The following is a 23,624-nucleotide window of genomic DNA, read 5'->3' as shown; positions in this document are numbered from 1 at the left end:
CCGCCCATGCGCGCCACCCTGCTGTACGCGGCCGAGGACGTACGCGTCGAGGACGTCACCGACCCGGAGATCAAGAACCCCACGGACGCGGTCGTACGGATCGTGCTGTCCTGCGTCTGCGGCAGCGACCTGTGGCCGTACAAGTCGGCGCCGCCCACGAACAACCCCCGGCACATGGGCCACGAATTCCTGGGCGTCGTCGAGGCGACCGGATCCGAGGTGCGCACCGTCGAGCCCGGCGACCTGGTGGTGGCGCCGTTCGTCTACTCCGACAACACCTGCGCGTACTGCCGCGAGGGCCTGCAGACCTCGTGCGTGCACGGCGGGACCTGGGGTGTGAACGGCGTGGACGGCGGTCAGGGTCAGGCCGCCAGGGTCCCGTACGCCGACGGCACCCTGGTCAAGCTCCCGGTCGGTGAGGACTCCGAGCTGCTGCCGGACCTCCTGACCCTGTCCGACGTGCTGAGCACCGGCTACCACGCGGCCCGCACCGCCGGAGTCGGGCCCGGCGACACGGTCACCGTCATCGGCGACGGCGCGGTCGGCCTGTCCGCCGTGATCTCGGCCAGGCTGCTGGGCGCCGAGCGGATCGTCCTCATGGGCCGCCACACCGTGCGCACCGACCTCGGCCGCGACTTCGGCGCCACGGACGTGGTCGCGGAGCGCGGCAGGGAGGGGGTGTCCCGGGTACGTGACCTGACCGACGGCGAGGGCACGCACAAGGTCCTCGAATGCGTGGGGCTGAAGGACGCGATCGTCCAGAGCTTCGGGGTCGTCCGCGCCGGCGGCACGATCAGCCGGGTCGGCGCCCCGCAGTTCACCGACGTCCCCTTCGGCTTCCCCGACTTCCTGCGCAACATCACCCTCACCGGCGGCGTGGCCCCGGCCCGCGCCTACATCGAGGAGCTGATGCCGCACATCCTCGACGGCTCGATCCGGCCCGGCCGGGTCTTCGACCGCACGATCGGCCTGGAGGACATCGCGGCGGGCTACCGGGCGATGAACGACCGCGAGGCACTGAAGGTCCTGGTACGGCCGTGACAGAGGGCCCGGTATCTCGGACGGCCCGACCGAACGCCGTCGTGCCACCCCGGACCACGACACGCGCCGCTCCCCCACAGCGGCGGACAGTGCTTCCGGGAAGCCGTCCCGGGCGCCGCCCGCCAGCCTGAGCAGGACACGTGAGGGCCGGGAACACGCGTACCCGGCCCTCATGTCTCGTCGAACGTCAGGAGACGGGAAACCAGACTGACAGGCGCTTGGCAATGACCGGCACGTCGACGTGATCCTGCGCGACTTCCTCGACGAACGGGCCGGCGGTACGGACGGGCGGCGGAACGGTACTGGCACTGACGCCGTTGAACCGCAGGAAGACACGCATGGCGAGCCAGGCGGTGCGCTTGTTGCCGTCGACCAGGGCGTGATTTCGGGCAACGGAGTGCAGCAGTGCCGCTGCCTTCTCATGCAGTGTGGGATACAGCTCGGCTCCGAACACGTGGGTCCGGGGCCGTTCGATCGCTGACACCAAGAGTCCCATGTCACGCACGCTGTGCTCACTACCGTTGACCGTGCGTGCGATGGACAGGATCTCGTCGATCTTGATGTAACGCACTTCGGTCACTTCAAGTAGTCCAGGATCTCAGCGTCACTGTCCATGATCTCGGCCAAGACGTCGTCGACCTTCAGCTCGGCCCGGTCCTGAGCGTCACGGATGGCCTCGACAGCGAGTTCCTGCTTGCTTCGGCCCTCTCGCCGAGCCCGCTCGGTGAGCTTCGCATCAAGATCGTCGGGGAGTCGGAGTGTCATCGCCATACGGCCATGATACCTGACTGGTATCTGAGTGCGAGGTGAGACCAGCCCGGCAGGACCTCGGACTGTCTGATCGGGGCGCCACACCCTGCCGCCTGGACCGGCCGCGCCTTCGGCTCGCACAGACCAGAGGCCGGAAAGGCAGCGCGCCGCGGCCAATGGAAGACGCAGCGGAATGCCCCTACCAGCATGCTTCCCACGCGGCGGTGGCCGGCCCGCACGGCCCCGAGCGTCAAGGCTCTCCGAACGTCACCCTGAAGACGCTGATGACGCAAGCGCCTCCCCCCTTTTTCCGCAGGTCCGGAAGCCAGCGGGGCGCGGGGCGGGCAGTCCGTCCCAGCCCCCAGCGGAGTGCTTCGAGCTCGGCGGTCGCGTCTCCGGCGGCGTGGTCAAGCCGTCCTACGACACGGTGCCCAGCGGCGAGACCAGCGGACGCAGCGCGAGCAAGCAGCCGGTGGACCCCAACGACCCACTGTCCGGGTACAAGCAGGGCGGTCTGAATGCCAAGGCGTACGACGTGAGCGGCGTCGCCACACGCATCCGCTACGACAGCAGCCGCAGCAGTGGAATGCGGTGACCGCTGGGCACCGTGTGCAGATGACCGGGGAGAGCGGGGTCGACTCGGAAGCAGCGTGGTGTACGAGCTGAGTCGCGGCTCTCTGGGCACCAGCAGTCTGCTGCGCTACGGCCGTTTCCTCGTCGTCTTCACGTCGACCGGGGACGGGACGGTCGGCGCCGAGCGGGAGGAGCCGAAGAGCGGCAAGCGCATGGTGCCCCACGACGCCGCCGTGGGATGCGCGCTCGCCGCCACCCATAGGGACGGGGGGCAGTGCTGATGTGGAAGCCGACCATGAACGCCCTGCTGGAGCTGTGGCCGTGAGCAGGGTCCGGCCTCATTCAGCAGCCTGCGACAGCGGGTGGGAGTGACCGGTCGCGGGAACGGACGGTGCGGTCATGCGCCCACAATTGGCGTCGCTCCGTACCCGTCTCCAGGTGCGACCCGCGTACGCCGCATTGGCGTACGCACCCCGGGGGTGCCCCGTACGCGGGGCAGGCGGCCACGCCCAGCCGAACTCTTCCGGAGACGGCATCTTGGAGGACCTCCGCCAGATCGAGGGCGACGGCCCTCGTGCATCAGAGGTCTTGCAGACCGCTGCGAGGCAGCTGGATTGATGGCGTGGACAGTGCATCGGCGGCTGCTTCGATGTCGACGTCGGCCCGGACCCTGCGGAACTGTTCGAGGGTCTCGAGTTCCTGCTGGGTAAAGCCGCCTTCGCTCAGACGAATGGCCTCCGCCAGGAACTGAATGGTCTGTCCGATGCGAACGGCATCCTCCGCGGCACCACGGTGGAGCGATCGATAGGACGTAGCAGTCGGCCCCTGCCAGCCGACCTCGATGCCGTCGACGATCTCGTCCATGCGTGTGACCTGCTTGCCGAGATACTCCTGCATGTCATCCAGATCGTCTGCCAGTTTCTTCAACTGCGACGAGGCGTAAGCGAGTTTGGGCTCGTCACCCATGCCGGCCCCCCACGTTCGAACCTGCATTGCAAGCCGGAGACCAGGAACTGAGAACCGGTACACAGGCAGGCGCCCACGCTGGCGGGATCCGGGACGCGTCCTGACCGGGAAACGCCCTGGCACATCTGCCGAGAAAGGCCAACGCCGCATGCCCGTCGACCAGACGTCCTGGGACGCCGCGGTACGCCACCTGTACAGGGACGCGTACGCGTACGTCGCCACAGGTCCCCGCCACCACGAGGACTGGGCCCTCGACGTCCTCACCGTGATGGCCCGGGTTCCGGACCCCAGGGGCTGGGTCGGCGTCGACGACGCGGCCCAGAGCCCGGAGCGTGAGGGAGACCCCAAGTACCCATTCGCCGACCACCCCCCGGAGTACATCGCGCCGCGCCTCAAAGAAATCGACCGGGGCAGCGCCGAGAACCTGCTCCTGGCCCTCACGGAGTCCGGGTGCACCCTTGCCAACCTCCAGTACTTCGCCGAATCCCCGGACGAACTGCGGGCCATGGCGCGCACGATCCTCGCTCGGTACGGGGACGGGGCCAGGTACTACACGAACGTACAAAAACAGGGCAGCCGCCCCGGCACAATCGACTTCACTCTGGAGAGCTTCGGGTACAGCCCGCTGAGTGTCTACATGGAAGACTGTGGCCTCGTCATCGTCTCGGACACCGAAGTGGGCCTGGTCTGGGGCTTCGCCGACTAAGGCTTGTCCCGTGAGTGGGCAGAGTGATCAACAGCCCCACGGCGACGGCGCCGTCTCACACGGCTGACCGCTGAAGGGTATCTCGCCACTCGTCCATCACATCGCGGGACTCGTCCAGGGCAGGATCGCGCGTTGCGCCGGGTGCGTAGGCCGGGGACCGGTCGGCGCGGAGCGGCACATGAGCGCAGTACCAGGCCCGCTTGGCGCCTGCTTGTTCCGCGTCCGTGCCCGTCTGTAGATAGTCGAGCAAGGCGGTCATGACCCGACGGCGTCCGAAGGCGTAGACCGTGGGCTCGACGAACCAGAGGCAGAAGCTGGGGTCCGGGTCGTAGACGGCTGCGGCCATCAACGGGGCGAAGAACTCTTCGGGTAGGCAGGCGCGTTCGAGCAGTGGCTTGCGCACCGCATGCGCCAGGTACCGTGCGCGGCGTGCTTCCGGCACGTCGGTCGCGCTCCCGAGATTGATCAGGCGCGCCACCTCGACGGCACATGTCAGGAAGGAGCGTGCGGCTGCCTCGTTGTGCTCTTCGTCGGCCATGGCGGCATTCTGGACTAACTCAGGTCAAGAGGGTACGGGGCCGATTGTGGCCGCGATGCGAGCGACGACGTGCCGCTCGACTACCATTCCCAGGGTGAAACGATCATGCTGTGGCTGGTGTGATCACGGCGTCGGTGCCGTCCTGGATTGAGCCCTCCACCGGGCTGAGCACGCGCTGCTTCAACAAGTTGGTCGCTTCTGTGCGGCGCGAGCAAGCCGTGGGTCAGCAGCGGGGCCGGCCTTGGAGTCTGTCGCTGGAAGACCGTGTCCTGCTGGTGACGGCGTACTGGCGCACCAACTTGACGATGCGTCAGATCGCCCCGCTGTTCGGCATCTCGAAGTCAGCGGCGGACCGGGTCATCGATAACCTCGGGCCGCTGCTCGCGCTCCAGACAAGGAAGCGGTTCCGCAAGGGCAACGTGCTCATCGTCGACGGGACCCTGGTTCCCACCCGCGACCACACGGTGGCCGAGCAGTCGAAGCTACGCCGTGCGAGGACGGGGTAACCGCCTGACTACCATGTCCCAGGCCTGCAGGGCGGCGGGAGGGGAGATATGGGCGAGAGAACCAATGGTCCGACTGCCAGGGGACGAAGCGTCGGGGCTCCACATTCGGCACTGCGGCACCTTGGCGCTATGCATCTGAGTGGAGCCGTACTCCTGCTCACCTTCTTGCTGCCGCCGTTGTGGATGCTGAACTTCGGCTATGCGACCCCGCCAGGCGATCCCACAGCAGATGCACCCTTCGTCCTCCTCCTTACTGTGCCGCTGGCATGCGCAAGTTTCCATGTGATGGTGCAGATCCCGGCTGGGCTTCTGGGAATCTGGCTGGGCAGAGGCCGCACCACGCTCGTCAGGTACGGGAGCGCAGTCACAGTGGCAAGCGCCCTGAGTTTGCTCCTCTTCTGGAGCCTGGGATGGAATGCAGGAGGCAGCGTTTTGCCGGCGTGGGCTGACGCGACGGTGCGCGGATCGATTGGTCTGGCCGGGTACATGTGGGTCATGCGGGTGCAGCCTGGATCCGCGCGGCACGGAAAGGCACTGTCCTGCGGTCATGGTCTGAGCCACAAGCGAACCGCTACTGCGGCGACGGTGCCATGGAAGACGGAGGCCCGTTTGTCGTAACGGGTTCCGACAGCACGGAAGTTCTTGAGCCGGCTGATGGTTCGCTCGACTTCGTTGCGCCGCCGGTAGCGGTCGCGATCGAAGCCGGTGGGCCTGCCGCCGTTACTGCCTTTGCGCCGACGGTTGGCCCGCTGGTCCTTCGGCTCCGGAATCGTGTGCTTGATGTCGCGTCTCCGCAGGTAGCGCCGGTTGCGGCGGGATCTGTATGCCTTGTCGCCGCTGACATGGTCGGGCCGGGTCCGCGGCCGTCCGCCCTGCGGTCGGGGAACCCGAATCCGGTCAAGGACCCCGACCATCTGCGGAGCGTCGCCCCACTGGCCCGGCGTTAGTAGGAGGGCCAGTGGGCGGCAGCCGCCTTCGCCGGCGAGGTGGATCTTGCAGGTCAGACCGCCCCGGGGCCGTCCAAGCCCCTCGTCGGGACGGTGGTGCCGAGGCGTCGTCCTTTTTGCGGGACCCGAGACTTGGCTTTGCGTGCGCCGGCCGCGTGCTGGTGGGCCCGGCACGAGGTCGAGTCGACGCCGACCACGCCTCAGTCGATCCGGCCCGACAGGTCGGCGTTGGCCTGGACCGCCTGCAGAATGCGGTCCCAGGTTCCGTCCGCAGCGGCGCTCGCCCACCAGCGGACCGGGCCACCCGCACGCAACACGGCATCGGCAAGCTCGAACAACGCCTCGCATGCCTGGCAGCCGACCGTCACCGGCTCCCGTACTCCTCGACCAGTTCGCCGATCAAAGCGAGGAGCGCGTCGACCCGGGTCCGGTCCTCACGCTGGTCACGCAGCCTGCGGTCAAGCTCCCGCAAGGCGGACAGGGCTGCCGGATCACGGCGCCGCACCGCGTCCAGCCACGGCGTGGTGACGAGGTCCATGCACGCGGTGAACAGGACCCGGGTCGACGGGGCGGGAGGAGCCGGGTCGGGGGCGGCGAACCCGGTGGTCACGTACCGGACCGGATCGGTCAGGCTCCACCCGACGACGGCACCGCCCTGAACAAGAAGTGCCACGTCCGGGGCGATACCGACGCGAGCCTCCAGCGGCGTGTCCAAGACATCGAGATCACGAAGACAGGTCAGTACGGCATCCTCCGGAGCACGGCAGAGCTCGCTGGTCACCTCCAAGCGGAAGTCCCGGACCTCTTCGGCGCGAAGTCCGCCCGGGTGGACGGCGGGGGCCGCAGACAGGTGGGCACAGTCTTCGGGGTCGGCGGCCTCACCGGCGACCTGGAACTCGACGCCGACCAACTCCCGGTCTTCTCGATTGAACCGGAGTTCGTCAGGTGTGTCCCACAGCCACGGCCCACTGCCGAAGGTGTCCAAAAGGAACGCGCCGCGTTCCTCCACATTCGAATACTCCGCTACGCGTACGAGAAAGTCCCGGAAGTCGAAGCGCGGACAGATGTGCAGGGGATTGCCCTTCACCGTCGCACTCCAGTCGCCGTCGAGCACGAGTCTCATCGCTCGTCACCGTACGAACCATCCACGGTTCACCTTCACATTGCGTAGTCGTCCACGTAAGTGGCGATCAAGGCGAGCAGGGCGTCAGCCCGGTGCCGGTCTTCGTGCTGGGCTCGGAGGGTCTCGTCGGCGGCTCGGAGGCGGGTCAGCGCGGCCGGTTTACCGTCCACCACGTCGTCGACCAACGGCGAGGTGACCAGGTCCAGGCATTCAGTGAGCAGACGACGCGTGGTCGCGGAAGGCGAGCCCGAGTCGGGAGCGGTGTGCGCGGCGGCGAGGTACCGCGCGGGGTCGGTAATGCTCCAGCCGACGACGGTTCCGTCCTGGACGAGAAGCGCCACGTCGGGTGCGATGCCGACACAGGCATCCAGGGGTCTGTCGAGGACATCGAGGTCACGAAAGCAGGCCAGCACGGCATCGCCGGGAGCCCGACACAGCACCGTACACATCTCGTGGCGGAAGTCCCGGACCTCGTCCGCACGGAGCCCGCCCGGGCGAACCTCGGGCATGACGGGAACGTGAGGCACGGTCTCGGCGTTCGCGGACACATACGGCATCCGGAATTCGGTCCCGGCCAGTTCCCGGCTGTCCGGATCGAACCGGAGGACGTCGGGGGCGTCCCACAGCCAGTCCTGGCTACCGAAGGTGTGCGAGAGGAACCGCTCACGCTCCTCCACGTCCACGTACTGAGCAACATCCAGGGAGTCGCCCGTGAAGCGAGGGGTGATGTGCAGCGGATCGTCCGTCACCGTCGCAGACCAGCCTCCGTCGAACGACAATTTCATGGCCATTCTTGCCTCATCTGATTTGCTGTGCTGGTGACAAGTAGCCGCCATCGGTTGGAATCCTGCTGGAGCAGCGGTTCTTGTGAAGATGCGCACAGCGCGGTTGGTGAAGCACCGACGCCAACAGCCTTGGCACTACGTAAGGTTACGACGCAGCGCACCGCCTGACGTCGGTCACCGACCGATCGACCGAGCGACGACCTGCGCGTACGACGCGGCCGGCGATCCGGTCAAGTTGACGACGCCCCCGCGCATCCACCACCCGAACGTACGCCAGCCGCGGCCAGGTCGGAATCGCTGCACGAGTCGCAGGGCCACCCGGAGTTCGTGGAGTTGTCGCTGCACGGAGCCTGGTCCGCAGCCACTACCCGGTTCCGGCCTGACCTGAGCAGGATGCGTGAGGCCCGGGCGCGCGCGTGCCCGGGCCTCACGTCGTCGAACGTCAGGAAACAGGGAACCAGGCCGAAAGGCGCTTGGACATGACCTGTACATCGACGCGGTCCTGCGCACCCAGCCGGAGAGGTCCGTGAGGGCAGGACTCCCGACTCGAGCGTCATACGAGCGTCAAGAATCTCCGAACAAGCTCCTGAGAGCGTCGCAGTTGCGAGCGTCTTCCTGATGAATGCGCAGGTCAGGCACCCTTCAAGGAGCGATCTGTCCGCTCGAACCCGCTGCACGGAGGGAAACAGGTCAAGCGAACCACCCGCAGCACAAAACCACAGGTCAGGCGCCCTTCTCAGCAGGCTCCAGGATCGCCACGCACTCCACATGGTGCGTCATCGGGAACAAGTCGAAAGCCCGCAGCGTCCGCACCCGGTACCCCCCGTCCCGGAAGTACGCGATGTCCCGCGCCAGTGCCGCCGGGTCGCACGCCACGTATGCGATGCGCCGTGCCCCCAGCGCGACCAGCTGCTTGACCGTCGCCTTGCCGGCTCCCGCGCGCGGCGGGTCCAGGACGATCAGGTCGCACTCCGTGATGCCCGTGCGCGGCAGGACCTGGTCGACCTTGCCGTGCTCGATGCGGACCCGGTCCAGGTCCTTCAGGTTGTGACGGGCGTCCTCGACCGCGCGCTTGCCGGACTCGATGCCCAGCACCGCGCCCTTCTCGCCGATCCGCTGCCCGATCGCGCCGGCGAACAGGCCGACGCCGCAGTAGAGGTCCAGGGCCGTGTCGTTCTTGCGGGGCAGCAGCCCCTGCATGACCGCGCGCACCAGGGTGTCGGCCGCCTGCGGGTGCACCTGCCAGAAGCCGCCGGAGCCGACGCGGTACGTACGGTCGTCGGCCCGCTCCCGCACGAAGGCGCGGCCGTGGACGCGGTGGACGCCGCCGTCCTTCTCGTCCACGCGCATCACGGACACGGGCTTGTCCAGCTCGACCAGCGGGAGACGGCCGCCCTCGCGCGGGGTCAGGATGACCTGGCGGTCGTGGGAGCCGGTAGCCGAGATGGCCTCGACCGTCGCCATCTGGGGCCAGTCCTGCTTCTCGATGCCGAGCTCGGAGACTCCCGGGGCGGCGATCATGCAGTGGTCGACCGGCTGGACCTCGTGCGAGCGGTGCTTGCGGAGTCCGACCAGGCCGTCCGCGTCGACGGCGTACTGCACGCGCGTGCGCCAGGCCGGGACCTGGCCCGGCGGGAGCTTGTCGCCCTCGGCCGGCATCACCGTGCCGTCCCAGCCGGCCTCCTCGGGCGTCAGGCCCGCGAGGCGCTGGAGCTGCTCGGCGATGACCTCGCCCTTGAGGCGGCGCTGCGCGCCCGGCTTGGCGTGCTGCCAGTCGCAGCCGCCGCACTTGCCGGGGCCGGCGTACGGGCAGGGGGCCTCCACCCGGTCCTTGGACGCCTCGATGACCGTGACCGCGTCGGCGCGCAGGAAGCGGGATCCGCTGTCGCCCTCGGTGACCCGGGCGACGACCTTCTCGCCGGGCAGGGTGTGCCGCACGAAGAGGACCTGGCCCTCGTCGGTGCGGGCGATGCAGTGGCCGCCGTGGGCGACGGGGCCGACCTCGACCTCGTACTCCCGGCCGATCAGGGACTCTCCGGCCTGCGGCTCCCCGGGCTGCGACGACGTTGCTTCGTTCTGCATGAGGGGGTGGCTCCAGGGGGTCGGGAAGAGAGGAACGAGGTGAAGGGGGCCGGGATCCGGGATCCGCGATGAGGAAATGAGGACCGCGGAAACACGGAAACGCGGAAACGGCCGGACAACAGCCCACCAGTCTACGTGGGCCGGAGCCGGCCGTTCACCACACAGTGCCCGGGGGCTGCTCACCACACAGTGGCCCGGGGGCTGCTCACCCCTTGTGGCTGGGCTCCTTGTGGCGCCGTTCCACCGGCCCGCGCCGGACGGATCCGGGCGCCGTCCAGTCCGCGCGCCTCCTGGCCCGCAGCTTCGCGGCCTCGGAGGACTCCAGCTGGTACGGCACCGAGGTCACCATGACGCCCGGTGTGAACAGCAGGCGGCCCTTCAGCCGCAGGGCGCTCTGGTTGTGGAGCAGGTGCTCGTACCAGTGGCCGACCACGTACTCGGGGATGTAGACGCTGATCACGTCGCGCGGCCGGTCCTTGCGCAGACTCTTGACGTAGTCGATGACCGGCCTCGTCACCTCGCGGTAGGGCGAGTCGAGGATCTTCAGCGGGATGTCGATGCCGCGCCGTTCCCAGTCCTCCTTCAGCGCCTTCGTCTCGTCGTGGTCGACGCTGATGGACAGCGCCTCCAGTTGGTCGGAGCGCACCAGCTTGGCGTACGCGAGGGCGCGCAGCGTGGGCCGGTGGAGCTTGGAGACCAGGACGATCGAGTGGACCCGCGAGGGCCTGATGGTGTCGTCCGAGGGCGCCTCGTCCGCGGAGATCTCCTCGGCGACGCGGTCGTAGTGCCTGCGGATCGCCGTCATCGTGCCGAAGAAGATGACCATGCCGAGCAGCGCGACCCAGGCGCCGTGGGTGAACTTGGTGGCCAGGACGACGACCAGGACGAGGCCGGTGAAGAACGCGCCGAAGGTGTTGATCGCCCGGGAGCGGATCATGTGCCGTCGCGTCGCGGGGTCCGTCTCCGTGCTCAGGTGGCGGTTCCAGTGCCGGACCATGCCGGTCTGGCTGAGCGTGAAGGAGACGAACACGCCCACGATGTAGAGCTGGATGAGCCGGGTCGAGTCCGCCCCGTAGATCCAGACGAGCAGGATCGCGGCCCCGGCCAGCAGCACGATGCCGTTGGAGAAGGCCAGCCGGTCGCCGCGGGTGTGCAGCTGACGCGGCAGGTAGCGGTCCTGGGCCAGGATCGAGCCGAGCAGCGGGAAGCCGTTGTACGCGGTGTTGGCGGCGAGGAAGAGCACCAGCGCGGTGGCCGCCGCGAGGAAGACGAAGAAGAACGTTCCCTCGCCGAAGACCGCCGCCGCGACCTGGGAGATGACCGGGTCCTGGGTGAAGCCCGCCCCGACCGGGGAGCCGTTGTGGATCAGGTCCTTGGCCGGGTTCTCGGCCAGCTTCACGTCGGTGGCCATGGCGAGGCCGATGATCCCGCAGAACATGGTGACGGCCAGCAGGCCCATCGCCGCGAGGGTGGTCGCGGCGTTCTTGCTCTTGGGCTTGCGGAAGGCGGGCACGCCGTTGCTGATCGCCTCGACGCCGGTGAGGGCCGCGCAGCCGGAGGAGAAGGCGCGCAGCAGCAGGAACACCAGTGCGAATCCGGCGAGTCCCTGGTGCTCGGGCTTGATCTCGTAGTCCGAGGTGGGCGCGTGCATGGTGTCCCCGAGGGCAAGCCCCCTGAAGGCGCCCCAGAGGATCATGATGAAGACGCCGGCCACGAACAGGTACGTCGGGATGGCGAAGAGTTTGCCGGATTCCCTGACCCCTCGCAGGTTCATCAGCGTGAGCAGGACGATGGCCCCTATGGCGCAGAACGTCTTGTGCTCGATGACGAAGGGGATCGCGGAGCCGAGGTTCTCGACGCCCGAGGAGATCGACACGGCGACCGTGAGGACGTAGTCGACGAGCAGGGCGCTCGCGACGGTCAGTCCGGCCTTCGGCCCGAGGTTGGTGTTGGCGACCTCGTAGTCGCCGCCGCCGCTCGGGTAGGCGCGCACGTTCTGCCGGTACGAGGCGACGACCGTGAACATCAGGACCACGACGGCGGCCGCGATCCACGGGCTGAAGTGGTATGCCGACACGCCCGCGATGGACAGCACCAGGAGGACTTCTCCGGGTGCGTACGCGACGGAGGACAGCGGGTCGGACGCGAAGACGGGGAGCGCGATGCGCTTGGGGAGAAGGGTTTCCCCCAGCTTGTCGCTGCGCAGCGCCCGGCCGATCAGGATCCGTTTGGGCACGTCGGTCAGTTTGGACACGGTGAGGATCGTAAGCGCTGGCGAGACACGCCGCCGAAGCACCACCCCCTCGATGCCCCGAAAACCTTCATGATTAACCGCCCTCACCGGGAAAGTCCATGGAATCCTTAACGAAATCCTTGCGCCGGAGAGCGGTGAGGCCCCCCTCTTCGCGGCCCGCTCCGCCGGTCGGTCTCCCGGATACGCACACGCGGATGAGGCGGTGGGGGCGTCGCCGCATAAGCTCATGTGGGGGCGACACCGAAGGTGGTTGCCCCGTTGTTTGCCCCCGCAAGCTGAGAGAGAAGTGTGAGCAGGGTGTTTTCGCAGGTCATCCGGATGACCAGGACGGCGAGGTAGGCGCAAGGTGCACATCGTCATCATGGGCTGCGGGCGAGTCGGAGCCGCTCTCGCGCAGACCCTGGAGCAGCAGGGGCACACGGTCGCGGTGATCGACCAGGACCCCACGGCGTTCCGCCGTCTCGGTTCGGGGTTCGGCGGCCGGCGGGTCAGCGGCGTCGGCTTCGACCAGGACACCCTTCGCGAGGCGGGTATCGAGGAGGCCGGGGCGTTCGCCGCGGTCAGCAGCGGCGACAACTCCAACATCATCGCGGCGCGTGTGGCGCGTGAGAATTTCGGCATCGAGAACGTCGCCGCACGCATCTACGACCCGAAGCGCGCCGAGGTCTACCAGCGCCTGGGCATCCCCACGGTCGCGACGGTCCGCTGGACCGCGGACCAGATGCTCCGCCGGCTGCTGCCGTCGGGAGCCGAGCCCCTGTGGCGCGACCCGAGCGGTGGTGTGCAGCTCGCGGAGGTGCACACGACGCCGTCGTGGATCGGTCACAAGATCAGCACACTGCAGGAGGAGACCGGCGTCCGCGTCGCGTTCCTCACCCGGCTGGGCGAGGCCATACTGCCGTCGTCGCAGACCGTGCTGCAGGAGGGCGACCTGGTCCACGTGATGATGCGTACGGACGAGATCGCGAAGGTCGAGGAGGCCTTTGCCGAGGGTCCCGAGGAGGGCGGTCACTGATGCGCGTGTCGATTGCCGGGGCGGGTGCGGTGGGACGTTCCATCGCGGCGGAGCTCCTGGAGAACGGTCACGAGGTGCTGCTGATCGACAAGGCGCCCACCGCCATCTCGGTCGAGCGGGTCCCGATGGCCGAGTGGCTCCTCGCGGACGCCTGTGAGATCACGTCCCTCGACGAGGCGGCGCTCCAGCGGTGCAACGTCGTGATCGCCGCGACGGGTGACGACAAGGTCAACCTGGTCGTCTCCCTGCTCGCGAAGACCGAGTACGGCGTCCCCAGGGTCGTCGCCCGGGTGAACAACCCGAAGAACGAGTGGCTGTTCAACGAGTCCTGGGGTGTCGACGTCGCGGTCTCCACGCCGCGCCTGATGTCGGCACTGGTCGAGGAGGCGGTGAGTGTCGGCGATCTGGTCCGGCTGCTGCGCTTCAGCCACGGCGACGCCAACCTGGTAGAGCTGACGCTGCCCCCGGAGTCGGCCCTGGCCGGCACCCGGGTCGGGGACGTGGACTGGCCCCAGGACACCTCGCTGGTCACGATCATCCGCGGTACGCGGGTGCTGACGCCGAGCCCCGAGGAGACCCTGGAGGCCGGCGACGAGCTGCTGTTCGTGGCGGCGCAGGCGCGCGAGGAGCAGCTGGAGGACCTGCTGTCGGTCCGCCGCGATCCCGAAGAGGACTGAGACGGCTCACATGCGTGGGGCCCTGACCGTGTCACGGTCAGGGCCCCACGCATGTGAGCGGCGTGCGCCTGTCAGTAATCGGAGTTGCGTGCTTCCGGTGACTGGACGGTCTGCGCGGCGGCGGCCTTGCGGGCCTTCTCGGCCTGCTCCTCCGCCTCCATCTCGGCGAACACGTCGATGGGCGGCGGCGCCTTGGCCAGGAACACCCAGGTCAGATACACCGCGAGCAGGAACGGCGGGATCTTCAGGGCGACCAGCACCCAGCCGAGCTCTGCGGTGTCGGCCCACCAGTAGAGCGGGAAGAGGATCGCGCACTTGGCGAGGAGGATGAGTCCCCAGGCGTAACTGGCCTTGGTGTACGCCTTCTTCCGGCCGGGGTTCCGGGTGCGCCAGGAGAGGTTCTCCTTGAAGACCGGGCCCAGGATCAGTCCGATCAGCGGCACGCCCGCGACCGACGTGACGAGGTAGGCCAGGGCCAGCCCGAGCGTGTAGAGCATGCCCGGGAGGTAGAAGTCCTTGGCGTTGCCCGTCATCATCGCGAACACGACGCCGAAGGCCACGCCGAAGACGCCGCTGAAGGCGTGCTTGACGGTGTCCCGGCGGACCAGTCGCACGACGACGAGGATCAGGGACACCGCCAGTGCGGCGATGGCGGACGCCTTCAGGTCCTTGTTGATGGTGAAGATCGTGACGAAGAGCAGCCCGGGCAGGACTGTCTCCACCATGCCGCGCAGGCCGCCGAACGCCTCGAAGAGCGCGGCTTCCGTGACCGCCTTCGCGTCGGCGTCCTGCTGGTCGGTGCGGTGGGGCTGGTCCGTGTCGGACGTCGGCTTGTCGAGAGACGTCACCGGCTACTCCTTGCCGAGCGGTCGGAGTTCGTATTTGGGGTTGAACAGCACCCGGCGTCCGTGGCTCATGGCCACACGACCCGACGCGATGAGCCTGCGGCCCGGCTCGATGCCGACGATGGAACGCCGGCCCAGCCAGACCACGTCGAGCGGTGCGGTCCCGTCGAAGAGCTCCGCCTCCAGGGCGGGCACTCCGGCCCGCGGGCGGAGGGTGACCGTCCGCAAGGTACCAGTCACCTTGACGATCTGGCGGTCCGAGCACTCGGAGATGCGCGTGCAGCCCGAGGCGTGCGAGTCCTCCCGGAGTTCCTCGCACTCGAGGTCCTCCTGGGAGCTGGACAGCCGGTCGAGCATGCGTCGGAAGCGGCCGGACGGCTTTTCCGTCCTGCCTGGCTTCTCGAATCGGGAAACAGCGCTCATACCCGAAGGGTACCGGTCTCCCGTGGTGGCGGCCGGGCCGCGGTGGCCTCACCCGGACAACCCGGACGAGTGAACACTCACACGACGGAAACCGACACCCGTGCGTGGAAGCCCCCTTCCCCGGGCCGAGCCGGGCGCCGGGGCCGCGCCCCCGGCGGATGCCCCAGGACGGGCCGCACGGCGCGCTCTCGGGGGCCGCTACTCCGGTACGGACCGGCCGCGCTCGAAGCGGTAGCCCATCCCGGGTTCGGTCACGAAGTGTCTGGGGTGCGAGGGGTCCGCCTCCAGCTTGCGCCTCAGCTGCGCCATGTAGACGCGCAGGTAGTTGGTCTCGGTGCCGTACGACGGCCCCCACACCTCCTGGAGCAGCTGCTTCTGGCTGACGAGGCGCCCCGCGTTGCGCACGAGGACCTCCAGCAGGTGCCATTCCGTGGGCGTGAGCCGTACGTCCCGGCCCTCGCGGTGGACCTTCTTCGCCGCCAGGTCGACGGTGAACCCCTCGGTCTCGACGATCACCAGGTCGTCGCCGCCCTCCGGGCCGACGGGTTCCGCCCTGCGCACGGCGGCGCGCAGCCGGGCCAGCAGCTCGTCCATGCCGAACGGCTTGGTGACGTAGTCGTCGGCCCCCGCGTCCAGGGCCTCGACCTTCTCGTCGGACGTGTGGCGGGCGGAGAGCACGAGGATCGGCACCCGGGTCCAGCCGCGCAGCCCCCTGATCACCTCGACGCCGTCCATGTCCGGCAGGCCCAGGTCGAGCACGACGACGTCGGGATGGCGGGCCGCGGCGAGCTGGAGGGCCGTCGCCCCGTCGGGCGCGGCGTCCACCTCGTACTTGCGCGCCTTCAGGTTGATCACGAGGGCGCGCACGATCTGCGGCTCGTCGTCGACCACGAGCACCCTTGTCATCGCTGACCTGCCTTTCCGGAATACGTGAACGGGGTGGGGGTACGCCCCGGCGAACCGGGGGCGCGGGGCCTCATGACATCACCTGCGCGGGCGGCACGGGGCCGGTACTCACCTGGCCCGGTGCGGCGGTGAGGGTGAGGACCATGGTGAGTCCTCCGCCGGGGGTGTCCTCGGCGTCCAGCGTGCCGCCCATGGACTCCACGAAGCCGCGGGCGACGGCGAGCCCGAGGCCGACGCCGGCTCCGCGCGGAGCGTCACCGTACCGCTGGAACGGTTCGAAGATCCGTTCCTTGGCCTCGTCCGGGACTCCCCGGCCGCGGTCGGCGACCCGCAGCTCGACGCGCTCACCGTGGGAGCTGGCGGCGACGAGGACGCGATCGCGGCCGGTGCTGTACTTGACGGCGTTCTCGACGATGTTGGCGACGGCCCGCTCCAGCAGTCCCGGATCGACGGCGACCATGGGCAGCGTCTCGGGGATGTCCAGGTCGACGCTGCCCTCGGGTACGCCGCCGAGCGCCATCGGGACGACCTCGTCGAGGTCGATCTCGCGGATGAGCGGGGTGACGGTGCCGGTCTGCAGGCGGGACATGTCGAGGAGATTGCCGACCAGGTGGTCCAGGCGGTCCGCGCCGTCCTCGATGGCCGCGAGGAGCTCCGCCTCGTCCGCTTCGGACCAGGCGACGTCGTCGGAGCGCAGGGAGCTCACAGCGGCCTTGATGGCCGCCAGGGGGGTGCGCAGGTCGTGGCTGACGGCGGCGAGCAGGGCGGTCCTGATCCGGTTGCCCTCGGCCAGCCTTCTGGCGGCCTCCGCCTCGCCGACGAGCCGCTGCCGGTCCAGGACGACGGCGGCCTGTGCCGCGAAGGCGCCGAGGACGCGCCGGTCCTCGGCGGGCAGCACGCGGCCGGAGAGGGCGAGGGCCATGTGGTCGCCGACGGGCATGTCGACGTCGGCGTCGTCGGGCCGGGTCACGGGCGCGGGGCCGACGGATCCGGCGGTGGTCCAGGGGTCGACGTCGCTGCTGCGTTCCAGGAGGGCCACGGACTCCATGGCGAAGGTCTCGCGGACGCGTTCCAGTAGGGCGTCGAGGGCCGTCTCGCCCCGCAGGACGCTTCCGGCCAGCGCGGAGAGGATCTCCGACTCGGCCCGCAGTCTGGCCGCCTGATGGGTACGGCGTGCCGCCAGGTCCACGACGGAGGCCACGGCCACCGCCACCGCGAAGAAGATCACGATGGCGACGAAGTTCTCGGGGTCCTGCACGGTCAGGGTGTGCGTGGGCGGTGTGAACCAGTAGTTCAGGAGCAGGGAGCCGGCCGCGGCCGAGGCGAGCGCGGGGGCCAGCCCGCCGAGCAGCGCGGCGGCGACCGTCAGGAAGAGGAAGAGCAGGACGTCGTTGGCGAGTCCCGGCCCGTTCTCCAGTCCGTGCAGGAGCAGGGTCAGGAGGGCTGGTCCGCCGACACCCGCGATCCAGCCCGAGATGATCCGGGCGCGGCTGAGCCGCGCGCCGCGCGCGATGGGCAGCCCGCGGCCCTTGGCGACCTCTTCGTGCGTGACGATGTGGACGTCCAGGTCGGGACCGGACTCGCGGGCGACGGTGGCGCCGACCCCGGGGCCGTAGACGTACTGCCAGGTCTTGCGGCGGCTGGAGCCGAGGACGATCTGGGTGGCGTTGACGCCCCGGGCGAACGCCAGGAGCGCCGACGGTATGTCGTCGCCGATGACGTGGTGGAAGGTGCCGCCCAGGTCCTCCACGAGTGTGCGCTGGACCGCCAGCTCCTTGGGCGAGGCCGAGGTGAGTCCGTCGCTGCGCGCGATGTAGACCGCCAGGATCTCGCTGCCCGAGCCCTTGGCCGCCATCCGGGAGGCGCGGCGGATGAGCGTGCGCCCCTCGGGGCCGCCGGTGAGTCCGACGACGATGCGTTCGCGGGCCTGCCAGGGCGCGCTGATGTCGTGCTCGCCCCGGTACTGCTGCAGGTACTCGTCGACCCGGTCGGCGACCCACAGGAGCGCCAGTTCGCGCAGGGCGGTGAGGTTGCCGGGCCGGAAGTAGTTGGACAGGGCCGCGTCGACCTTGTCGGACTTGTAGATGTTGCCGTGGGCCATCCGCCGGCGCAGCGCCTGGGGGGACATGTCGACGAGCTCGATCTGGTCGGCCCGCCGGGCGACCTCGTCCGGGATGGTCTCCTGCTGGCGCACACCGGTTATCGACTCGACGACGTCGCCGAGGGACTCCAGGTGCTGGATGTTGACGGTGGAGACGACGTCGATGCCGGCCTTGAGCAGTTCCTCGACGTCCTGCCAGCGCTTGGCGTTGCGGGATCCGGGCACATTGGTGTGCGCGAGTTCGTCGACGAGCGCGACGGCGGGGGCCCGCTCCAGGACGGCGTCCACGTCCATCTCGGAGAAGACCGCCGAGCGGTGGTCGATGTCCCGGCGCCGGATCTGCTCCAGCCCGTGGAGGAGCACCTCGGTGCGCGGCCGGTCGTGGTGTTCCACGAACGCAACGACGCAGTCCGTTCCCCGCTCCACCCGCCGGTGGGCCTCGGACAGCATCGCGTAGGTCTTGCCCACACCGGGTGCCGCACCCAGGTAGATCCGAAGCTTGCCGCGTGCCATGGCCCCATTGTCTTCTCTGCAGCGGCTTCCGCCGATGCGGGAGCCGCTGTCGAAGCTACCCCGAAGAATCCGGGCATAGGGGACCGGACCCCTGGAGCGGGGTCCGTATTGACGGGATTCTGATGCGCGGCCCTGTGACCTGCGGCGGGCGGCCGCGTCCCACCGGCCTACGCGTGCTCGACGATGTGCCCGTCGCTGAGCTCCAGGACCCGGTCGGCGAAACCGAGCAGCTGGGGGTCGTGGGTGGCCACGAGCACGGTGACGCCCTCGCTGCGCACCACGGCCCTCAGGAGCTGCATGACAGCGAGGCCGGTCTCCGCGTCGAGCTGTCCGGTGGGTTCGTCGGCGATCAGGAGCGCGGGGCGGTTGGCGAGGGCGCGCGCGATGGCGACGCGCTGCTGCTGGCCGCCGGAGAGCTCCCCGGGGCGCTGCTGGGCGTGGTCGCCGAGGCCCACCAGCGCGAGCAGCAGGGCGACGCGCTCCTCGCGTTCGGCGGGGTCCGTCTTCCGCAGCCGCATGGGTACGCCGACGTTCTCGGCCGCGGTCAGGATGGGGATCAGGCCGAAGGACTGGAAGATGAATCCGATCCGGTCCCGGCGCAGTTCCAGCAGCCCGTCCTCGCCGAGCTGCGAGAGGTCGGTGCCGCCGACGGTGATCCGGCCGGCGTCGGGGGTGTCGAGACCGCCGACGAGGTTGAGCAGGGTGGTCTTGCCGGAGCCGGAGCGGCCCTTGAGGGCGACGAGCTCACCGCGGGGTATCTCGAAGGAGACCCCGCGCAGGGCGTGCACGGCGGCGGCGCCGGTGCCGTACGAGCGGTGCAGGTCCTCGATCCGCACCATCGGGCCGTCCGTTGCGCTGTCGGCCAGGGCCGTACCGCCCTGTGCGCCGGTGCTCCGTGTCATCGTTCTCCCCGTGCGTGTGCCGCCGTCGTTGCCGCTCTCCGGCAGCGCCAGTATGTCCGTGCGGCCCCCGCGGGGCAACGGAGAGGCCGGTGGGCCGCACCCGGTCCCTGGTGCGGCCCACCGGCCTCGGTCTGCCGTGCGGCGCGGTCAGCGCACCTCGGTGATCTCGGGTCCGCGCTGGAGGCTGCCCATCCCGCCGGAGAACTTGGAGCTCTCCTGGTCCTCCTGCTGCACGCCCTCGGGCACCATCTGGGCGTCGTTGGGGAGCTTGAGGACGATCGGGTCGCGCGGCGCCATCGGGCCGTCACCGCGGACGACGACGGTGTCGCGGAAGATCGTCTCCAGCAGCCCTGCGGCCTCCGGCTGCACGGCGCCCTGGCCGGAGATCACGCCGCGCAGGAACCAGCGCGGTCCGTCGATCCCGACGAAGCGCACCAGCTGCACGCCGTTCTTCCCGTCCGGGAGCTGCACGGGCACCTGGGCACGCAGTTCCCAGCCCAGCGGACCCTCGACCTCGTCGATGATCCCGCCCTGCTGGGTGATGCCCGACGCGATCTCGTCGCGCACCTCGCCCCAGATGCCCTCCTTCTTCGGAGCGGCGAAGGCCTGGAGCTGGATCGCGCTGTCGCGCAGCACGACGGTGGCCGCGACGATGGCGTCACCGGCGACCTCCACGCGGAGCTCCATGCCTTCGACCCCGGGCACGAAGACGCCGCCCAGGTCCACCCGGCCCTCGCCGGGCTGGGAGACCTCGGAGATGTCCCACGGCCCGTCCGGCCGGGGTGCGGGCGGAAGGTTCGTGCGGCGCGAGCCGCTGGCGGCGCCGTCGAGCCCGTCGGCGACCTGCTCGGCCTCGCGCGCTTCGTCCACCGTGTCCTCGGTGGAACCACTGTTCTTGCGACGTCCGAACACGTCAACGTCCTTCCCGGTCGGATACGACCGAAGCGTAGCTGTTCCCACCCTGGGTGTTACCGCCCGTGACGCCGTCCACCGCGGCGTGACCGCCGGTGGATCCGAAGCCCCCCTCGGCCCGCGCGGAGCCGGGGAGTTCCGTCACCTCGTGGAAGCGCACCTTCTCGACCTGCTGGACGACCAGTTGGGCAATCCGGTCGAACCGTTCGAACTTCACGGTCTCGCGCGGGTCGAGATTGACCACGATGACCTTGATCTCCCCACGGTACCCGGCATCGACCGTCCCCGGGGCGTTCACGAGGGCCAGTCCGCAGCGGGCCGCGAGGCCGGAGCGGGGGTGCACGAAGGCGGCGTACCCGTCGGGCAGGGCGATCGACACCCCGGTGGGGAGCACGGTCCGCTCGCCCGGGGCAAGCTCGGCGGCCTCCGTGGTCACCAGGTCGGCACCGGCGTCGCCCGGGTGCCCGTACGCGGGGATCGGGACCTCGGGGTCGAGCCGGCGGATCAGTACGTCGACGGGGGTACGCATCAGGGGTTCACCTCGAAGGCACGCGCGCGCCTGATCCGGTCCGGGTCGGCCATCGCCGCCCGGATCTCCTCGGGCCGTCCGTTCTCGGTGAAGTGCTCGACCTTGACCTCGATGAAGAGCGCCTCGGCGCGGACGGCGACGGGCCCCTCCGGGCCGCCGATCCGTGCCGTCGCGCGGCAGTAGTTCTTGCGGCTGTGCACGGCGGTGACCTCGGCCTCGAGGAAGAGTTCCGTGCCCACCGGCACCGGCAGGAGGTAGTCGGTCTCCAGCCGTCCGGTCACCGCGATCACCCGGAGCAGCCAGCTCAGCGCGCCGAGCGTCTCGTCCATCGCCGTGGCCAGGACACCACCGTGCGCGAGTCCCGGGGCACCCTGGTGGGCCGGCCTCACGGTGAACTCGGCGGTGACGCTCACGCCCTCCCCGGCCCTCGCCTGGAGGTGCAGACCGTGCGGCTGCCCGGTTCCGCAGCCGAAACAGTGTTCGTAGTGCGAGCCGAGGAGCTCACCGGGCGCGGGGGCGTCGGGATGACGGACCGGCTTCACCGCCGCGGCCGGGGGTGTCAGACGTGCAGATGTTCCACTCACAGGCGCAGACCTTACCCGCGCGGCCGACCGGGGGTCGCGCCGTGCCAAGCTAGGTTTCATGCAGCCTTCCGCACCCCCCTTCGACGAACGTCTCACCGCGCCCCGTTCGTGGTGGCTCATCGCCTTCGGGATCGGCGTCGCCTGTGCCCTGATGCTCCTGCCGCTGGGCGCCCTGCCGATGCTCGGCGGCCTGGTGGGAGGGACCGCGGCGGCGTGCGCCGGTGTGAGTTCGTACGGCTCCGCGCGCATCCGGGTCGTGGCGGGCGCGCTCGTCGCGGGCGACGCCCGGATCCCGCTCGAGGCACTCGGTGACGCCGAGGTCCTGGACGGCGAGGAGGCGCGCGCCTGGCGCTCGTACAAGGCGGACACGCGCGCGTTCATGCTCCTGCGCAGCTACATCCCGACGGCGGTCCGGGTGAAGGTGACGGATCCGGCCGACCCGACTCCGTACGTCTATCTGTCGACCCGGGAGCCGCAGGCGCTCCTGGAGGCCCTCGCGCCGGTGCCTGCCTGAGCGCTCAGCGGCCGGGGCCGTCCAGGCCCTCGGGCAGCTCCGCGGCGGGGCTCGCGGGCTGTTCCAGCGGGGGGAGCTCGGGGAGGCGGTCCCAGGGCACCTGGTGGCGTCTCAGGTCGTCCCTGACGCGGTCGGCGAGCTTTCTGGTGTCCCTCCGGTTCATCATCGCGCCGACGACGGCTCCGATCATGAACGGGATGAGGTTGGGCAGGTCGCGCACCGTGCGCTTCATGATCTGCTGGCGCAGTTCGCGTTTCATCTGTCCGCCGAGGGCGGCGTTGAGCGTGGTGGGGCGCGAGACGTCGATGCCGCGCTCCTCGGTCCAGGCGGTGAGGTAGGCGGTGCTGCGCTGGCCCAGGTTGCCCGGGGGCCGCCGGCCGTAGACCTCGTGGAGCTCGGCGACGAGCTTCATCTCGACGGCTGCGACGCCGGTGATCTCCGCGGCGAGTTCGGCCAGCATGGCGGGCGGGACGGGCATCATCGCCGCCGCCCCGATGCCGGCGCCGACGGTCGCGGTGGCGTTGCACGCGCCCGCGACGAGCTTGTCGGCGAGCTCCTCGGGACCGAGTCCCGGGAACTGTCTGCGCAGGGTGGCGAGGTCCCGCACGGGGACGCGGGGGGCCGTTTCGATGATCCGGTCGGCCACTGTGCCGACCGCGGCGCGGGCGCTCGCCCGGCTTCTCAGCACGCCCCGTTTCAGTGAGTTCAGGCGGCCGGACTCCTCCGGAGACGGCTCGTGTCCGTCCTGCCCGGGCTCGTGTGCCGAGCCCGCTGCCCGTACTGCTTCGAGCGAGGCCGGACGGCCCCGCTCGTCGTCGGGTGTGCCAGGGGAGGGCCGCAGGGCGGCCTCGTGCTCGGCGGCGGGGTTGTCGCCCTCCACCGGGCCTGTGCCGCCCTGTTGCGCCTCCGACGACTTCGTGCGCCGCAAGCGCCGCTTCCGGAACGGTGTGTCGCCTGCCACGGCCGGAACCCTCAGTCGCAGTCGCGGCAGATGGGCTGACCGTTCTTCTCGCGTGCCAGCTGGCTCCGGTGGTGCACGAGGAAGCAGCTCATGCACGTGAACTCGTCGGCCTGCTTGGGCAGAACCCGCACGGCCAGCTCTTCGTTGGACAGGTCTGCGCCGGGCAGCTCCAGTCCCTCTGCCGCGTCGAACTCGTCCACGTCGACGGCGGATGCCGTCTTGTCGCTCCGACGAGCCTTGAGCTCTTCGAGGCTGTCCTGATCGACGTCGTCGTCGGTCTTCCGTGGGGTGTCGTAATCCGTTGCCATGTCGCTCTCCCCCTCATGGGTGTCTGCGGTGTCTCAGCGCACGTAACGCGTGAGAGGCCGGACTTGTGCCCGACCTGAGGCGGAGATTTTGCCTCACATCAAGGTCTGTTACTCAATCGACACCCAACCGGATCTCTCGTGAGCGATCAGCTTGGGTGGCGAT

General features: G+C 69.6%; 25 protein-coding genes and 2 pseudogenes. 8 read left to right on the top strand and 19 right to left on the bottom strand.

Annotation, left to right across the window (positions count from 1 at the left end; translation table 11 throughout):
- Positions 1 to 6 precede the first annotated feature (6 nt).
- Complete coding sequence (locus tag ACFYY2_RS26900) at positions 7 to 1,041, top strand: zinc-dependent alcohol dehydrogenase family protein (protein ID WP_388747480.1); 1,035 nt, start codon at positions 7 to 9, stop codon at positions 1,039 to 1,041.
- 187 nt (positions 1,042 to 1,228) lie between these two features.
- Here the strand turns inward: ACFYY2_RS26900 and ACFYY2_RS26895 are convergent, their stop codons facing one another.
- Both ACFYY2_RS26895 and ACFYY2_RS26890 read right to left on the bottom strand, forming a co-directional pair.
- Complete coding sequence (locus tag ACFYY2_RS26895; protein ID WP_388747476.1) at positions 1,229 to 1,621, bottom strand: type II toxin-antitoxin system death-on-curing family toxin; 393 nt, start codon at positions 1,619 to 1,621, stop codon at positions 1,229 to 1,231.
- A complete protein-coding gene (locus tag ACFYY2_RS26890; RefSeq protein WP_275491664.1) occupies positions 1,618 to 1,812 on the bottom strand; it encodes a ribbon-helix-helix protein, CopG family in 195 nt (64 codons plus the stop codon). The genes ACFYY2_RS26895 and ACFYY2_RS26890 overlap by 4 nt, the downstream gene beginning before the upstream one ends.
- 382 nt (positions 1,813 to 2,194) lie before the next feature.
- On the opposite strand from ACFYY2_RS26890, the gene ACFYY2_RS26885 reads away from it, so the two are divergent.
- Positions 2,195 to 2,386 carry a hypothetical protein gene (locus tag ACFYY2_RS26885; RefSeq protein ID WP_388747473.1) on the top strand — a complete coding sequence of 64 codons (192 nt, stop codon included), beginning with the start codon at positions 2,195 to 2,197 and terminating at the stop codon, positions 2,384 to 2,386.
- A gap of 58 nt (positions 2,387 to 2,444) precedes the next feature.
- A complete protein-coding gene (locus tag ACFYY2_RS26880; protein ID WP_388747470.1) occupies positions 2,445 to 2,645 on the top strand; it encodes a hypothetical protein in 201 nt (66 codons plus the stop codon).
- A gap of 298 nt (positions 2,646 to 2,943) precedes the next feature.
- Here ACFYY2_RS26880 and ACFYY2_RS26875 read toward each other — a convergent pair whose 3' ends face one another.
- Positions 2,944 to 3,330 (bottom strand): WXG100 family type VII secretion target, encoded by a 387-nt coding sequence (locus tag ACFYY2_RS26875; RefSeq protein WP_388747467.1) that lies wholly within the window; start codon positions 3,328 to 3,330, stop codon positions 2,944 to 2,946.
- Positions 3,331 to 3,478: 148 nt separating this feature from the next.
- Here ACFYY2_RS26875 and ACFYY2_RS26870 point away from each other — a divergent pair, with 148 nt between their 5' ends.
- Positions 3,479 to 4,036, top strand: coding sequence for a hypothetical protein (locus tag ACFYY2_RS26870; protein WP_388747464.1), 558 nt, complete (start codon positions 3,479 to 3,481; stop codon positions 4,034 to 4,036).
- 55 nt (positions 4,037 to 4,091) lie between these two features.
- Here the strand turns inward: ACFYY2_RS26870 and ACFYY2_RS26865 are convergent, their stop codons facing one another.
- On the bottom strand, positions 4,092 to 4,574 hold the full coding sequence (locus tag ACFYY2_RS26865; RefSeq protein WP_388747461.1) for a hypothetical protein: 483 nt from the start codon (positions 4,572 to 4,574) through the stop codon (positions 4,092 to 4,094).
- Between the two features lie 110 nt (positions 4,575 to 4,684).
- Here ACFYY2_RS26865 and ACFYY2_RS26860 point away from each other — a divergent pair.
- Positions 4,685 to 5,074, top strand: a pseudogene (locus ACFYY2_RS26860) (transposase family protein); the annotation flags it as partial.
- Positions 5,075 to 5,625: 551 nt separating this feature from the next.
- Here ACFYY2_RS26860 and ACFYY2_RS26855 read toward each other — a convergent pair.
- From ACFYY2_RS26855 to ACFYY2_RS26835, 5 genes and pseudogenes are all read right to left on the bottom strand, one after another.
- Positions 5,626 to 6,302, bottom strand: a pseudogene (locus ACFYY2_RS26855) (IS5 family transposase); the annotation flags it as partial.
- Between the two features lie 89 nt (positions 6,303 to 6,391).
- Entirely contained in the window at positions 6,392 to 7,150 is a 759-nt protein-coding gene (locus ACFYY2_RS26850) for a hypothetical protein (RefSeq protein ID WP_388747458.1), read from the bottom strand.
- A gap of 35 nt (positions 7,151 to 7,185) precedes the next feature.
- Entirely contained in the window at positions 7,186 to 7,941 is a 756-nt protein-coding gene (locus tag ACFYY2_RS26845; protein WP_388747456.1) for a hypothetical protein, read from the bottom strand.
- A gap of 717 nt (positions 7,942 to 8,658) precedes the next feature.
- Positions 8,659 to 10,017 carry a class I SAM-dependent RNA methyltransferase gene (locus ACFYY2_RS26840; RefSeq protein WP_388747453.1) on the bottom strand — a complete coding sequence of 453 codons (1,359 nt, stop codon included), beginning with the start codon at positions 10,015 to 10,017 and terminating at the stop codon, positions 8,659 to 8,661.
- Positions 10,018 to 10,222: 205 nt separating this feature from the next.
- Positions 10,223 to 12,271, bottom strand: a complete 2,049-nt coding sequence (locus ACFYY2_RS26835) for an APC family permease (RefSeq protein ID WP_388747450.1) — start codon at positions 12,269 to 12,271, stop codon at positions 10,223 to 10,225.
- 346 nt (positions 12,272 to 12,617) lie between these two features.
- Here ACFYY2_RS26835 and ACFYY2_RS26830 point away from each other — a divergent pair, with 346 nt between their 5' ends.
- Complete coding sequence (locus tag ACFYY2_RS26830) at positions 12,618 to 13,286, top strand: potassium channel family protein (protein ID WP_388747447.1); 669 nt, start codon at positions 12,618 to 12,620, stop codon at positions 13,284 to 13,286.
- Complete coding sequence (locus ACFYY2_RS26825; protein WP_327113656.1) at positions 13,286 to 13,963, top strand: TrkA family potassium uptake protein; 678 nt, start codon at positions 13,286 to 13,288, stop codon at positions 13,961 to 13,963. Before ACFYY2_RS26830 ends, ACFYY2_RS26825 begins: the two co-directional genes overlap by 1 nt.
- 71 nt (positions 13,964 to 14,034) lie before the next feature.
- On the opposite strand, the gene ACFYY2_RS26820 is transcribed toward ACFYY2_RS26825, so the two are convergent.
- From ACFYY2_RS26820 to ACFYY2_RS26785, 8 genes are all read right to left on the bottom strand, one after another.
- Complete coding sequence (locus tag ACFYY2_RS26820; protein WP_388747443.1) at positions 14,035 to 14,811, bottom strand: DUF3159 domain-containing protein; 777 nt, start codon at positions 14,809 to 14,811, stop codon at positions 14,035 to 14,037.
- Between the two features lie 3 nt (positions 14,812 to 14,814).
- Positions 14,815 to 15,165: an OB-fold nucleic acid binding domain-containing protein gene (locus ACFYY2_RS26815; protein ID WP_388747610.1), complete on the bottom strand. Its 351-nt coding sequence runs from the start codon at positions 15,163 to 15,165 to the stop codon at positions 14,815 to 14,817.
- A gap of 264 nt (positions 15,166 to 15,429) precedes the next feature.
- On the bottom strand, positions 15,430 to 16,137 hold the full coding sequence (locus ACFYY2_RS26810; RefSeq protein ID WP_388747440.1) for a response regulator: 708 nt from the start codon (positions 16,135 to 16,137) through the stop codon (positions 15,430 to 15,432).
- Between the two features lie 70 nt (positions 16,138 to 16,207).
- Entirely contained in the window at positions 16,208 to 18,751 is a 2,544-nt protein-coding gene (locus tag ACFYY2_RS26805) for a DUF4118 domain-containing protein (protein ID WP_388747437.1), read from the bottom strand.
- A 167-nt stretch (positions 18,752 to 18,918) separates the two neighbouring features.
- On the bottom strand, positions 18,919 to 19,653 hold the full coding sequence (locus ACFYY2_RS26800; protein WP_388747434.1) for an ABC transporter ATP-binding protein: 735 nt from the start codon (positions 19,651 to 19,653) through the stop codon (positions 18,919 to 18,921).
- 147 nt (positions 19,654 to 19,800) lie between these two features.
- Entirely contained in the window at positions 19,801 to 20,565 is a 765-nt protein-coding gene (locus ACFYY2_RS26795; protein WP_388747431.1) for a DUF3710 domain-containing protein, read from the bottom strand.
- 1 nt (position 20,566) lies between these two features.
- The gene (gene dut, locus ACFYY2_RS26790) at positions 20,567 to 21,094 is read right to left on the bottom strand and encodes a dUTP diphosphatase (protein WP_388747428.1); all 528 of its coding nucleotides are present in this window, start codon (positions 21,092 to 21,094) and stop codon (positions 20,567 to 20,569) included.
- Entirely contained in the window at positions 21,094 to 21,636 is a 543-nt protein-coding gene (locus ACFYY2_RS26785) for a PaaI family thioesterase (RefSeq protein ID WP_388747607.1), read from the bottom strand. Before ACFYY2_RS26785 ends, dut begins: the two co-directional genes overlap by 1 nt.
- A 100-nt stretch (positions 21,637 to 21,736) precedes the next feature.
- Here ACFYY2_RS26785 and ACFYY2_RS26780 point away from each other — a divergent pair, with 100 nt between their 5' ends.
- Positions 21,737 to 22,192: a DUF3093 domain-containing protein gene (locus ACFYY2_RS26780; protein WP_388747425.1), complete on the top strand. Its 456-nt coding sequence runs from the start codon at positions 21,737 to 21,739 to the stop codon at positions 22,190 to 22,192.
- Between the two features lie 4 nt (positions 22,193 to 22,196).
- Here the strand turns inward: ACFYY2_RS26780 and ACFYY2_RS26775 are convergent, their stop codons facing one another.
- The gene (locus ACFYY2_RS26775; RefSeq protein WP_388747422.1) at positions 22,197 to 23,153 is read right to left on the bottom strand and encodes a hypothetical protein; all 957 of its coding nucleotides are present in this window, start codon (positions 23,151 to 23,153) and stop codon (positions 22,197 to 22,199) included.
- Positions 23,154 to 23,164: 11 nt separating this feature from the next.
- Entirely contained in the window at positions 23,165 to 23,461 is a 297-nt protein-coding gene (locus ACFYY2_RS26770) for a DUF4193 domain-containing protein (protein WP_003965732.1), read from the bottom strand.
- Positions 23,462 to 23,624: the final 163 nt, after the last annotated feature.

The sequence above is a fragment of the Streptomyces sp. NPDC001822 genome (assembly GCF_042892135.1).
Lineage (GTDB): Bacteria > Actinomycetota > Actinomycetes > Streptomycetales > Streptomycetaceae > Streptomyces.
This window is presented reverse-complemented; position numbering and strand designations above follow the sequence as displayed.